Source organism: Collinsella stercoris DSM 13279, from assembly GCF_020735465.1.
GTDB classification, from domain to species: domain Bacteria; phylum Actinomycetota; class Coriobacteriia; order Coriobacteriales; family Coriobacteriaceae; genus Collinsella; species Collinsella stercoris.
Genome location: NZ_CP085935.1, coordinates 1,993,599 through 2,007,508, shown reverse-complemented (window position 1 = coordinate 2,007,508; position 13,910 = coordinate 1,993,599). Strand labels below are relative to the sequence as shown.

The 13,910-nt window shown below is 62.5% G+C and carries 8 protein-coding genes; 7 read left to right on the top strand and 1 reads right to left on the bottom strand.

Annotation, left to right across the window (positions count from 1 at the left end):
• The first annotated feature begins 101 nt into the window (after positions 1–101).
• The 5 genes from LK434_RS08420 to LK434_RS08400 all read left to right on the top strand — a co-directional run bounded on the left by LK434_RS08420 (position 102) and on the right by LK434_RS08400 (position 9,561).
• Positions 102–506, top strand: coding sequence for a molybdenum cofactor biosynthesis protein MoaE (locus LK434_RS08420; RefSeq protein ID WP_006721856.1), 405 nt, complete (start codon positions 102–104; stop codon positions 504–506).
• A gap of 290 nt (positions 507–796) precedes the next feature.
• On the top strand, positions 797–6,760 hold the full coding sequence (locus LK434_RS08415) for a TIM-barrel domain-containing protein (RefSeq protein WP_050755008.1): 5,964 nt from the start codon (positions 797–799) through the stop codon (positions 6,758–6,760).
• A 237-nt stretch (positions 6,761–6,997) separates the two neighbouring features.
• Entirely contained in the window at positions 6,998–7,474 is a 477-nt protein-coding gene (gene purE / locus LK434_RS08410) for a 5-(carboxyamino)imidazole ribonucleotide mutase (protein WP_006721858.1), read from the top strand.
• 249 nt (positions 7,475–7,723) lie between these two features.
• Positions 7,724–8,791, top strand: a complete 1,068-nt coding sequence (locus tag LK434_RS08405) for a class B sortase (protein WP_227917722.1) — start codon at positions 7,724–7,726, stop codon at positions 8,789–8,791.
• A gap of 374 nt (positions 8,792–9,165) precedes the next feature.
• A complete protein-coding gene (locus LK434_RS08400) occupies positions 9,166–9,561 on the top strand; it encodes a molybdenum cofactor biosynthesis protein MoaE (protein WP_006721860.1) in 396 nt (131 codons plus the stop codon).
• Between the two features lie 227 nt (positions 9,562–9,788).
• On the opposite strand, the gene LK434_RS08395 is transcribed toward LK434_RS08400, so the two are convergent.
• Positions 9,789–11,150: a putative ABC transporter permease gene (locus LK434_RS08395; protein ID WP_006721861.1), complete on the bottom strand. Its 1,362-nt coding sequence runs from the start codon at positions 11,148–11,150 to the stop codon at positions 9,789–9,791.
• Positions 11,151–11,499: 349 nt separating this feature from the next.
• On the opposite strand from LK434_RS08395, the gene LK434_RS08390 reads away from it, so the two are divergent.
• Together LK434_RS08390 and gltA are read left to right on the top strand one after the other, a co-directional pair.
• Complete coding sequence (locus LK434_RS08390) at positions 11,500–12,336, top strand: sulfide/dihydroorotate dehydrogenase-like FAD/NAD-binding protein (protein ID WP_006721863.1); 837 nt, start codon at positions 11,500–11,502, stop codon at positions 12,334–12,336.
• Complete coding sequence (gltA, locus tag LK434_RS08385; RefSeq protein WP_006721864.1) at positions 12,324–13,730, top strand: NADPH-dependent glutamate synthase; 1,407 nt, start codon at positions 12,324–12,326, stop codon at positions 13,728–13,730. The genes LK434_RS08390 and gltA overlap by 13 nt, the downstream gene beginning before the upstream one ends.
• Positions 13,731–13,910 lie beyond the last annotated feature (180 nt).

The following is a 13,910-nucleotide window of genomic DNA, read 5'->3' as shown; positions in this document are numbered from 1 at the left end:
GCCGCACATCGTCGGGTCGTCCATCTGTCATGTGGCGCGCATGTCCGCGCGCCAAAACCGAGCAAGCATACACGTGCCCTGGGGCGGAAAGTGAGTTGCATATGGCTGAGATGCCGTCAATCGACACCTGGCTGCGCGAGGCGAAGGCCGATCCGAGCTTTCGCGGATGCGGCATGTACCTCGTGCACAACGGGACGGTGCGCGAGACGCCCAAGGCCGAGGTGCGCGGCGTCGAGACCGACGGCGTGCGTCCGGGAGACAAGGTCGCCGGCATGGTGTTTAGCTATGACGCGGAGAAGGTCGCCGCCGCCGTGGAGGAGACCCGCGCTCTCGATGGCATCGGCTACGTGCGCGTATGGCTCAACTCCGGGGAGCTGGCGGTGGGCGACGACATCATGCTCGTGCTCATCGGCGGTGACATTCGCCCCCGCGTGATCGATGCCCTGCAGCACCTGGTGGGCACCATCAAGAACACGTGCGTTGTGGAGGAGGAGCTATCTGAATAAGCGAGCATCGCGCTGTAAATGACCGCTCGAGGGGCGCCGCGCTCGGCCGCGGCGCCCCTCGTCGTACATATGCAGGAATTATGAAGTGCCATCCGATTGGATTGGCGATTCAGATACCAATCAAAGAGATAGATTACCGATGAGGTGGGTTTACCGCTCGTTCGCCGAAAGGAATCGCGGCGTGAGCGTTGCGTGTACGTTCTCCTTAAGAATTATCACGTTGGGTGAAAAGGTCTGCTGGTACACACCAGTAATTGCGGCAGACCGGATTCGAAGGGAAGGAGACGCACGTGCATCAAGACTCTCTCTTGAAGCGCAATTGGGTGCGCGGCTCGGCGGTCATCGCCACGGCCGCCCTCTCGCTCGCTCTGGCGGTGCCCGCTCAGGCGGCCCCGCTCACAGGTGTGAAGGACGCCAAGGCCAACAGCAATGTTGTTACCGTCACGTTCCAGCAGGGCGATCACGAGGTAACGGGCAAGATCACGTTCCTCGAGGACGACATCTTCCGCTACAACGTGGACCCCTCGGGCGAGTTCAGCGAGTATGCCAAGCCCAAGAGCGATGCTCACAAGGCGAAGATCCAGGCCCAGCCTGACTCTTCGAGCAAGTACGGCAAGCCCGGTGCCACGGTGTCCGAGGCCGACGGCAAGATCGTCATCACCTCTGGTGAGACCACCATCGAGTTCGCCAAGGACTCCGCCCTCATGACCGTCAAGCGCGGCGGCAATGTTGTTATGGAGGAGAGCTCCCCGCTCGACCTCGACAAGTCCGGCACCGTCCAGACGCTCAAGAAGCACGCGGGCGAGGACTTCTTTGGCGGCGGCACCCAGAACGGCCGCTTCATCCACACCGGCAACACCATCAATATTGCCAACGAGAGCAATTGGGTCGACGGCGGCGTTGCCTCCCCGAACCCGTTCTACTGGTCCGATAACGGCTACGGCGTTGTGCGTAACACGTTCGCCGATGGTAAGTACGACTTCGGTGCAACCGACGGTGAGAAGACCATCGCCAAGCACAACGAGAACGAACTCGACGCGTACTACTTCGTGGCGGATGCCAAGGAGGGCAAGGCAACTGCGCCGATCGCCCAAGACCTGCTCCAGGACTATTTCCAGGTCACCGGCAACCCGGTGCTCCTGCCCGAGTACGCCTTCTACGTCGGCCACCTGAATGCCTGGAACCGCGACATGTGGTCTTCCGAGGCTCAGAGCGGCTATGGCAAGTGGCAGATCAAGGGCAGCGAACCTGCCGACACCGGCACCGGCAAGGTTCAGTACGAGAAGGGCGGCACCGGCACCTCCATGCAGCCCGGTTCCCATGTTGAGTCTCTGAACGGCCACGGCGCCACCGAGCAGGGTGAGAACATCCCCGAGGGCACCGACTTCCCCAAGGAGTTTTCCGCTCAGTCCCGTCTGGACAATTACCTTGAGAACGACATGCCGCTAGGTTACTTCCTGCCCAACGACGGTTACGGCGCGGGCTACGGCGTGAACGGCTTCGGAAAGACCGGTGGTGTCGACCCGAATACCGGCGAGAGCTCTGCTGAGCGCCTTGCCGCCGTCGCTGCCAACGTCGCAAACCTCGAGGAGTTCACCAACTACGCCAACAGCAAGGGCGTTGCGACCGGCCTGTGGACCCAGTCCCAGCTTTCCCCGGACTCCAACCCCGATACGCAGTGGCAGTTGCTTCGCGATTTCAAGCAGGAGGTCAACAAGGGCGGCGTGACCACCCTTAAGACCGATGTCGCATGGGTCGGCCATGGTTATTCCATGGCTCTTGACGGTGTGAAGACCGCTTACGACGTCATCACCGAGGACGCCAGCTTCCGCCCGAACATCATCTCCCTCGACGGTTGGGCGGGCACCCAGCGCTTCGCGGGCATCTGGACCGGCGACCAGACCGGTGGCAACTGGGAGTACATCCGCTTCCACATCCCGACGTTTATCGGCCAGTCCCTCTCCGGCAACCCGAACGCCGGCTCCGACATGGACGGCATCTTTGGCGGCCAGCCTGTCATCGCCACGCGCGACTACCAGTGGAAGACCTTTGCTCCGCTCATGCTCGATATGGACGGCTGGGGATCCTATGTCAAGGCTCCGCAGACGCACGGCGACCCGTACACCGGCATCTCCCGTATGTACCTCAAGCTGAAGTCCCAGCTTCTGCCATACATCTACACCTCTGCTGCCTCCGCGGCGAATATCGATACCGGCAACGACGACACCGGCCTGCCGATGATTCGCGCCATCCTGCTGAACGACGATTCTGCCTACGCTCAGAGCACCGCCACGCAGTATGAGTACACCTTCGGCGATTCCTTCCTGGTCGCTCCGGTGTACCAGAACACCGATGGCGATGCCGCCAATGGTGGCATTGGCGATGGCAAAGATGTCCGCAACGGCATTTACCTGCCCAATTACGGCACCGAAGAGAATCCGACCATCTGGATCGACTACTTCACCGGCGACCAGTATCGTGGCGGCCAGGTCCTCAACAACTTCGACGCCCCGCTGTGGAAGCTCCCGCTGTTCGTAAAGGCCAATGCCATCGTTCCGATGTACGAGCCCAACGACAACCCCGAGGACATCGACCGCACCAAGCGCGAGGTTGAGTTCTTCGCCACGTCCGGCAAGGGCGAGTACACCCTGTTCGAGGACACCGGCACCTACATCGAGAACAAGTCCGATTCCTCCAACGCCGAGTACGGCAAAGAGGACAACATCAACTACGGCGAGAACGTGAAGACCAAGTTTACGTCCGAGGCCAAGGACGACAAGGCCACCTTCACCGCCGGCAAGTCCGAGGGCACCTACGAGGGCTACGACTCCAATCGGACCACCGTCTTCACGGTGAACGTGTCCAAGGAGCCCACGTCCGTCGTGGCCAAGAACGGCAAGCAGGAGCTCGCCATCGAGAAGGTCGAGTCCCTCGAGGCCTTCAAGAGCGCCACTCCCGCTGAGGGCAAGGCCGTCTACTTCTTCGAGCAGACCCCGAACCTCAACTACGGCGCTACCGCCGACACCGAGGCCGTCCGCAACGAGGAGTTCTCCAAGACTGCAATCAACACCACGCCCAAGCTGCACGTCAAGTTCGCCAAGACCGACGTGAACAAGAACGAGCAGACGCTCGAAGTCTCCGGCTTTGAGAACAAGGGCGAGCTGCCGGGCAACACGCTCGACAAGAACCTCAAGGCTCCTGCGAACCTGGCCGCCCCCGAGGACGGCCTGACCCCCACGAGCATCAAGCTCACCTGGGACAAGGTCGAGGGCGCCAGCTCTTACGACATCCTGATCGACGGCATGGTCAACAACATCCCGAGTGGCGAGACCACCGAGTTCAACGTGACCGACCTGTCGTACAACACCGAGTTCGAGTTCAAGATCCGCACCCGTACCGCCACCGGCTTCTCCGAGTGGAGCGAGCCCCTCAAGGTCAAGACCCTCGAGGATCCGTGGCGCAACGCCCCCAAGCCGGTCAGCGTTGATTGGAATGGCGGCGAGCAGTGGGGCAAGCTGGACCTCGCGTTCGACCATGACGACAAGAGCGGCAGCAACTTCCACTCCTCCAACGGCAACGAGGCCATCGGCATGCCGATGACCATCGACTACGGCAAGACCTACAACCTGGACAAGTTCGTCTACACGCCGCGCCAGGACAACGGCGGCAACGGCAACGTTGCCAAGATGAAGGTCGAGATCAGCCTCGACGGCGCTCACTGGGTCGACCTGGGCGTCCAGGAGTGGGACAACAAGGGCGAGGGCAAGATGCTGCCCAAGACCGTTGACCTCCAGGGCAAGTCTGCTCGCTACCTGCGCCTCACCGTTCAGGAGTCCACGGGCGGCTTCTTCTCCGCCACCGAGCTCGCGCTCTACAAGGTCGATAAGACCGAGGGCAGCGACACCGGCTCCCTCAAGGCCCCCGGTACGGTTGGCTCCGAGGACGAGAACCACCTCCCGAACTGCTATGGTCGCGAGAACCGCGGTACGGGCACGACGGATTGGGATTCCCATGTTGCCCAGTCGAACGCGGATTACAACCTGAACAACGCCTACGACGTGTACGACATGTCCTTCACCATGTCCAAGCTCGACGGCGGCACCAAGAAGGACGGTAAGGTCGCCGGCACGATTTCGGTTGTTCCTGAGAAGGCTTCCGTCAAGGCGGGCGAGACTATCACGGTCGCCGTTAAGGTCCAGGGCGGCAAGAACGTCAACGCCATGGGCGCTTTGGTTAAGTACCCGGTTGCCGATTTCGATTTCGTGAGCAACAGCCTTAAGACTGCCGAAAGCGCCAAGGGCATGGAGAGCCACTCCGGTATGCACACCTTTGGTGAATCGACCAACTCTGTGAACATCGCGCTTGCCAACAAGGGCGACAAGGACCTGTGGAATGGTTCTGAAGACATCGCGACCTTCCAGCTGACCGCCAAGAAGGACTGCGAGGTCAAGCTCGAGAGCGAGGCTTGGCTCATCGGTCCCAAGCAGGATTTCATCACCGCCGATGCCGACCCGGCACCTGTGGTGGAGGAGCTCAAGCAGGACGCGTTCAACATCAGCGTCACTAACGAGGGCTACCCCACGGACGACGGTCACAACGTCGAGAAGCTCGTTCAGCAGAACAGCTTCGCCGGCCTGTTTAACGACAAGGACAACGACCGCGAGTTCGAGTTCAAGTGGTTCCTGAACGCTGAGACCTTCGATCAGAAGGTCGGCCTGCCCGCGAACCTCACCTTCGAGCTCAAGGAGCCTCGCACGCTCAAGAACGTCGAGCTCTACAACGGCGCCAAGACCTCCAACGGTTCCATCAACAGCCTCGAGGCGGTCATCACCTTTGAGGACGGCACCACGCAGGAGTTCAAGGACGGCGATTTCGCCACGAATCAGCCGATGTACGACTTTGTGATCTCCGAGGCGAACAAGGCCAAGAAGGTCACCAAGGTTGAAATCAAGCCGTTGACTTCGACGGGTACCGCCACTGGCCTCGAGAATCCTGAGAACCGCATGCTCACCATCGGCGAGATCAACTTCAACTATGTTGAGGGCGAGGAGCCTCAGGAGGAACTCAAGGAGGTCGCTCAGGAGCAGTTCGGCATCACGATGACGAACGATATCCTGACGACCGACGACGGCACGAACGTCGAGAAGCTCGTCGAGAGCAAGCAGTACGATGGCCTCTTCAACAATGATGAGGAGAGCAACGACTTCGAGTTCAAGTGGGACGTCGCTGGCAACCACCAGGACGGCAAGCTGCCCGAGTACGTCAAGCTCCCGACCACCATGCACTTCGAGCTCAAGGAGCCGATGGTCCTGCGTGATGTCCAAGTGCTGAACCGTAAGGAGAGCAACGGCTCCATCAACTCCATGGAGGCCGTGATCACCTATACCGACGGCTCCACCACGGAGTTCAAGGACGGCGACTTCGCCAAGAAGCAGGACATCTACACCCTGACTGCCGAGAAGGGCAAGAAGGTCAAGAACATCGACATCACGCCGCTTACCTCTGATGGTAAGGCTACCGGCTACGAGGGCGACGCCGCTCTGAACCGCATGCTGACCCTGCGCGAGATCAACTTCCACTACGCTGAGAGCGATCAGAAGCCCGAGGCTGAGGTGAACAAGGATGCTCTCCAGGCCAAGTACGACGAGCTCAAGGGCAAGGCCAACGACGGCTACACCGAGGACTCCTGGAACGCATTCCAGAAGGCCCTCGAGAACGCCAAGGCCGTCCTCGACAACAAGGACGCCAAGCAGCCCGAGGTCGACGCCGCGCTCGACGCGCTGGTGAAGGCCAACGACGGCCTGGTCAAGGACGAGGCCCCGGAGCAGGTCGACAAGTCCAAGCTCCAGGCCAAGTACGACGAGCTCAAGGGCAAGGCCAACGACGGCTACACCGCCGAGTCCTGGGATGCGTTCCAGAAGGCTCTCGCCGACGCCGAGGCCGTCCTCGACAACAAGGACGCCAAGCAGCCCGAGGTCGACGCCGCCCTCAAGGCGCTGACCGATGCCAACGACGGCCTAGTCAAGGCCGAAGATCCCGATCAGGGCGGCAATGGTGGCAATGGCGGTAACACCGGCAACGGCGGCCAGGGCAATCAGGGCGGCAACTCCGGCAACGCCGGCGGCTCCAACGGCGGTTCCGGCCTGCCCCAGACGGGCGACCCGGCCGCGATGGCCGTGGCCGGCACGGGCATCATCGGCTCCGTGACCGCTGCGATCGGTGCGTTCTTCCACCGTCGTCGTCGCGACCAGTAGTCGCACACACTCTTAGAGAGGCGCGAGCCATCTCATAGAGGCCTTTTGGCCCGGCAGAGCGATACAAGTCGACTGCCGGGCCTTTTTCATTGGCCGGTCGGTGCGAGCGAACGATGCCTTTGCCGCGCCGCGCCAAAAGAAACGTGGCGGTACGGCGGGAACGCAGGTCCACGAGGCCAGACGTCCCCCGCATCGGTATACTTCTAGTATCAATATACCTAGCTGCTGGGAGGCTTTATGTCTGCAGAAACCACCGCAAAGACCCCGCTCGTGGGAATCATCATGGGCTCCAAGTCCGACACGCCCGTCATGGAGGGCTGCACCGCCGAGCTCGACGCCCTGGGCGTGCCGTACGAGCTGGTCATTGCCAGCGCGCATCGCAATCCCGCCAAGGTCCACGAGTGGGCCGAGACCGCTGCCGACCGCGGTATCAAGGTGATCGTCGCCGCCGCGGGCAAGGCGGCGCATCTCGGCGGTATGGTCGCCGCCTTCACGCCGCTGCCGGTCATCGGCGTGCCCATGAAGACGAGCGATCTGGGCGGCTTGGACTCCCTGCTCTCCATGGTTCAGATGCCCTCTGGCGTGCCGGTTGCCTGCGTTGCCATCAACGGCGCCAAGAACGCCGCCATCTACGCCACCCAGATTCTCGGTGCCACCATGCCCGAGTACCGTGACGCCATCGCGCAGCTCAAGCGCGATATGGCCGAGGCGTAGGCGCGTATGGCCGCTTCAGAGGGAAGGCATTTCAAGCCCAAAAACGGTGCGGGCTCCACACCTGCGCCGGGTCCTGCAGGCGGAGCTGCCCACGCCCCGCGCCCTATGAGCTCTGATATTCCGGTTATTCAGCCCGCCTCTGCCAATCCGTACGCGCGCCGTCAGGCGTCTCAGGGCGCTGCGGGGCGGATTCCGGCGTCGGTTCCATCTCCTGCGTCACGCGGCGCATCCGCGCCGAACGTGCCGCCCATGCCCCGTGCAGCGGGCATGCAACCGTATGCTCCCGCAGCTCAGGGTGCCCACAGCTCCGCTCAGCGGGATGCGCGCGCCGCGGGTACGCAGCAGAACCCTTATGGCGCTCGTCAGCAGGGCGCTCGCGACGCACGCCGTTCGGCTTCCTCCGGTGCGGCCTATGCGAGCGGCACTACTCCGTATAGCTCCGGGGGCTCGCGCGGTTCCGGGTCCAAGTCCCCGCGCCGCAAGGGCAACGTGCTGTCCACGATGCTCATCGTGCTCGGCGTGGTGCTGCTGGTCGCTGCTGGCGGGCTGTTCGTGCATGCGCAGATGGGGTACAAGCAGGCAGCCGACTTCTACGAGAACCTCAACAAAGAGGCGATCTCGGACACGGCGGGCGAGGGCATTCCCAACATCGACTTCGATGCGCTGAAGAAGGTCAACGAGGACGTCGTCGGCTGGATTTACATCCCCGGCACGAACATCAACCACGTTGTTGCGCAGGGTGACACCAACGACACCTACCTGCGCACGCTCATCAACGGCGAATACAACGCCAACGGCACCGTGTTCCTCGACATGGACGACACGGCTCCCGGCGTGGTTGACCAGCAGACGACGCTGTACGGCCATCATATGAACGACGGCTCGATGTTCAGCTACATCAACGAGACGCTCAAGCAAGATGCGTTCGACACCATCAAGAAGGTGTACTACATCACGCCGGATGCGACGTACGAGTTCGCCCCCATGTTCACGATGAAGGTCGAGGACAATTTTGTGGACGCGCGCCGTACGAACTTTGAGGGCGATGGCGGCTTGGCGCAGTACCTGTCCGATTCGCTCAAACGCGCCAGCGCTCAGTCCAAGGATGCAAAGCAACAGGTCAAGGACACCAAGCAGGTACTGACGCTCGTGACTTGCGACGATGCATTCCTGGCCAAGACCAAGCGAGCCACCATGGTGTGCACGCTCGTGGGTACGGTTGGCGGCGAGCAGGATTCTGCGACCCAAGACCCTGCAGCTCAGGACCCCACGGCGCAGCAGGCGCCCGATGCTCAGCAGGAGGCTTCCGCGCAGTAGGAATCTCTTGGTGCAGGGAATGTTTGACGGCGAGGTCCCGCAGGAAGATGGGACCTCGCCGTATTGCTTTTCCTTGGTGTGGTTGCCGGAGTGCGGTGGCGGACTCGGCCCAAGAGTAAGGTCCCCGGCGCCGCGGGGGCCATCGCGCAGCGGGGCTCCGTGTTGCAGTGGGGCCCTGAGGCGGCGGTGAGAAGCTGCTACATATGAGGTTTCATGTCCCCGGGGCAGAAAGAGATCTCATGCCCTCAGCGCGGGAGGAGGTCTTATGCCCTCAGGGCGGGAAGGTGCGAAGCGGAGAAGCCTGCGTCGCAATGGCTGGAATAGGAATCAATTGTCGTAGGGATCGATTCTGTAAGGAGAGCTCCACGTCTCAAATGCCCTCTATCGACGCATGGCTGCGTGAGGCCAAGGCGGATCCGGCGTTTCGCCGTTGCGGCATGTACCTTGTTCACAACGGAACCGTCCGCGAGACTCCCAAGGCCGAGGTGCGCGGTGTGGAAACCGATGGCGTTCAGCCGGGAGACAAGGTCGCTGGCATGGTGTTCTCCTACGATGAGGGCAAAGTTGCCGCAGCCGTAGAGGAGGCACGCGGTTTGCCCGGCATCGAGTACGTCCGCGTGTGGCTCAATTCCGGAAACCTTTCGGTGGGTGACGACATCATGCTCGTACTTATTGGCGGCGACATCCGCCCGCGCGTGATCGATGGGCTGCAGCATTTGGTGTCCACCATCAAGAACACCTGCGTGGTGGAGCAGGGGCTCTCTGCGTAGACGGCTCGTTGCTTCCAGGATGGGGTCCAAGCGTTCGAAATTGAGGGCCCTTGCGCAAAATATCTCGTCCCAAAACGTCCCGTTTCTGCTTGCGGCTTTGTGCCCAGCAGAAACGGGACGTTTTCCTTGCCGAAAACCGGTAAAACCGTCCGGAATGTGCTGGCCAGTCGATACCCAGCACATACCGGACGTTTGAAGAGGGTTGATCTCGTGGGCGCGCGTGGGGCCTACTTGTTCTCGGTGCCCGACTTGGGGGAATCCACGCGGCCGGAGGTGTCGGGGTGGATCGACATGCTCTGGAAGCGGTTGGCCATGTAGTCGTTGTTGAAGTGCTCGGCGTAGAACTCCTCCACCGGCGAGCTGGGGGCAAGGCCGCTCTCGCGGCAAAACCAGCAGTCAAGCGCCTGCAGCGTCATGGCGCCGTTGACCAGCATGAGTGCAGCCATGGCGGTGGTGAGCGAGTAGCGCATCTTCCAGGGGATCAGGTTGATGAGCTTGAGCAGGTGCGGCAGGCAGAGCTTGATCCAGAACAGCCCGAGCGTGCCCCACATGAACATAAACGGCGTGGAGGTGCGACCGGCGAACAGGATGGCCATGGGGTCGGGGATGCCGGGCAGCAGCTCAAAGGAGTAGCTCCAGGCAATCGCGCCGAACGATGTCTGCATCCACCAGCTCACGGCGGTCTCGAACACGCCGCCGATGACGGCGCTCACCAAGAAGATGAGCGGCCAGGGCTTTTTGTAAAAGCGGTTGAGCGCCACGGTGAGTAATACGGCGCCGAAACCGTAAATGGGGCTGAACGGTCCGAAGAGCAGGCCGGCGCGGTCTTGGTACACGCCGGGCTCGACCCATACCATGTGGAAGATGACCTCGATGATGAGTCCCAGCACGCAGCAGACCATGAACACCCAGAACAGGTTGAAGAAGTTGAGTTTGATGTAGCCCTCGCCGGTGAGGTCGCGGCCGAGCATGCCACCCGCCGCCGCCACGCGGTCCTCCAGGTCGCGCAGGTGGCGCTGCAGGTCGCGCTCCTGCTTGAGCGTGGGGTCGATGCTCGCCGAGAGCGCGGTGAGGATGCCCAGCTGGATGAGCGGGCGGATGAGGTGCACGCCAAAGCCCTGGAGCATGATTTCGATGAGGATCTGCCCGATGGTCATGACGATGAGCGCATACGCCCAGCGCCCGGCGTCGCGGCGGTAGCTCTTGATGAGGGCCCAGCCAAAGAGGATGAGCGCGACCGAGGACACGAACGACAGCACGGCTCCGATACCGGTCATGGTGGCGGTGAGCGTGAGGTCGCTGCCGATGAGGACCTCTTCTTGGCCAAGTGCCAGGCGATAGATCATGATGCCAAAGTACGCGCCCATGAGCGGCAGGGCCACGATGCCGTCGAGTGCGCAGAGGGCGCCGTAGACGCGGATCATGAGCGGGACGGTCCTGCGCTGCTCGGCGGTGGGGTTGGTGGGGTCGAGGTCGTTGCCCGGCAGGTCGTAGTCGGGGTTGTTGCTCGCGTTGGTGCCGGTATGGGCGTCTGCCGCGGTGCGGCCCGCTGCCTTGATACGTTCTAGCAAGGCGCTCATGCTCGCCATGGGTACTCCTCACTCGGTGCAGATGCAGGCGATTTTTATTGCGGTACATCATACCGTAAGCGTATGGATAAGGGTTCGAGCTGGGAAGATGTGGAGAGGCGTTTGTTTGGGTTGACGCACCTACCACTGGCTCCGTCTCGGTGCGGTCGTCTTTGTCCTTGTGCCGAAACACGTCCCTCCGTTCGCCCAAAATGCGCGCTGCTGCATCTTGAAAAAGTGGTCGAGCGGTATACTTAACAATGTGTGCGCAGATTGAGAGACGTTGCGCGCAAATGGGTTGCAAACGGGGATGCCGGGCTGTCTACCTGCAAAAACGGTGTTCCCCCTGAACAATTCGGAGAGGGGTTCTATGTTTGAAATCCTAAAGAAGACGCAGTTCTCGGAGAAGGTCTTCGAGTTCCGCGTCCATGCCCCGAGGATGGCAAAGAAGGCGCATGCCGGCCAGTTCCTCATGGTGCGCATCGACGAGACGGGTGAGCGCGTGCCGTTCACCTTCGCCAACTGGAACGCCGAGGAGGGCTGGATCGAGTTCATCTTCATGGTGGTCGGCAAGACCACGCAGTGCCTCTCCGAGCTCAACGAGGGTGATTTCATCCGCGACATCACCGGCCCGCTGGGCAAGCCCACCGAGATCGAGGGCGACTCCGTGGCAGTCATCGGCGGCGGCGTTGGCCTGGCCATCGCGTATCCCGTGGCCCGCATGCTCTGCGAGCAGGGCAAGAACGTCTACGTGATCATGGGCGCCCGCACCAAGGACCTCCTCATCCTGCACGAGCAGTTCGATGCGCTGCCGCTCGCCGGCCTGTACGTCACCACCGACGATGGCTCCATGGGCGAGAAGGGCGTCGTGACCCTGCCGCTCGCCCGTCTGTGCGAGACCGACGCCATCGACCACGCTTTCTGCGTGGGCCCCGTGCCGATGATGAAGTTCTCCTCGCTCACCTGCCATGAGCACAACATCCCGATCGTCGCCAGCCTGAACCCCATCATGGTCGACGGCACCGGCATGTGCGGTTGCTGCCGCGTCGAGGTGGGCGGCGAGACCAAGTTCGCCTGCGTCGACGGCCCCGATTTTGACGCCAGCGCCGTCGACTGGGACGACCTGGCCGCACGTCAGGCCAGCTACCGCGGTGAAGAGGCCGAGTCCACCAAGCGCCACAAGGAGGCCTGCGCATGCCAGAAGTAAAGAAGTACCGCCCGAACATCGGCGCCCCCCGTACCGCCCCCAACGAGGAGCCCGCCGCCGAGCGCGCGTGCGATTTCCGTCCCGTCGACACGGGTTTTACCAAGGAAGACGCCATCGCCGAGGCCAACCGCTGCCTCGATTGCAAGAAGCCCCTCTGCATGGAGGGCTGCCCCGTGGGCGTGAACATCCCCGGCTTCATCTCCAAGATCCGCGATGAGGACTGGGCCGGCGCGCTCGAGACCATCAAGGGCGACAACCTGCTGCCGTCCGTCTGCGGCCGCGTGTGCCCGCAGGAGAACCAGTGCGAGGGCAAGTGCATCCTCGGCCGCAAGGGCGAAGCCGTTGCCATCGGTCAGCTCGAGCGTATGGTGGGCGATATGGCCGAGGAGGTCGGCAAGGCCCCGGTCTGCAAGCCCAAGAACGGCAAGAAGGTCGCCATTGTGGGCTCCGGCCCCTCCGGCATCGCCTGCGCGGGCGAGCTCGCGCGCGAGGGCTTCGACGTCACGGTGTTCGAGGCGTTCTTCACCGGCGGCGGCGTGCTCACCTACGGCATTCCCGAGTTCCGTCTGCCCAAGAGCATCGTCAAGCGCGAGATCGAGGGCCTGGAGCAGTTGGGCGTCCACTTTGAGTACAACTCCGTGGCCGGCCGCCTGTTCGACGCCGAGGAGCTTTTCAACGAGGAGGGCTTCGACGCCCTGTACCTGGCCGTGGGCGCGGGCCTGCCCCGCTTCCTCAAGGTCCCGGGCGAGAACCTGCCCGGCGTGTACTGCGCCAACGAGTACCTCACGCGCACGAACCTCATGAAGGCGTACGACTTCCCGGTGTACGACACGCCCATTCGCCACGGCAAGAACGTCGTGGTGTTCGGCGGCGGCAACGTGGCTATGGACGCCGCACGCACCGCGCTGCGCCTGGGTGCCGAGAGCGTGACCCTGGCGTACCGTCGTACCGAGGCCGAGATGCCCGCGCGTCTGGCCGAGGTGCACCACGCCAAGGAAGAGGGCGTCAAGATCCTCGAGCTCGCCAATCCGCTCGAGTTCATCAAGGGCGAGGACGGCTTTGTGTCCTCCGTCAAGCTGGAGCGCATGGAGCTCGGCGAGCCCGACGCCTCCGGCCGCCGTCGCCCCGTGCCTGTGGCCGACTCCGCGTTCGAGATTCCCTGCGACGTCGCCATTACGGCCATCGGCACCATGGCGAACCCGTTTGCCAAGCTCTGCGCCGATGTCGAGCTCAATCGCTGGGGCCTCATCGAGGCCGACGAGGACGGCCGCACCTCCAACCCCAAGGTGTGGGCCGGCGGTGACATCGTGACCGGTGCCGCCACCGTCATCCTTGCTATGGGCGCCGGCAAGAAGGCTGCCGCGTCCATGAAGAAGACGCTGTTGGGCGAGTAGTAAGCTTCCGCTGCAAAGCGCTTGTGCACAGCAAGGCGCCCGCCGGACCACGAGGCCCGGCGGGCGCCTTTTTGCGTGGATGCGATTTTCGTGGATGCGATTGCGTTGGCGTGCTCGATTGCGCTGGAGCGCTCGGCCTCCCTAGCGAACACGGCAGTGCTGGTGCGTTCGCCTTCCCTT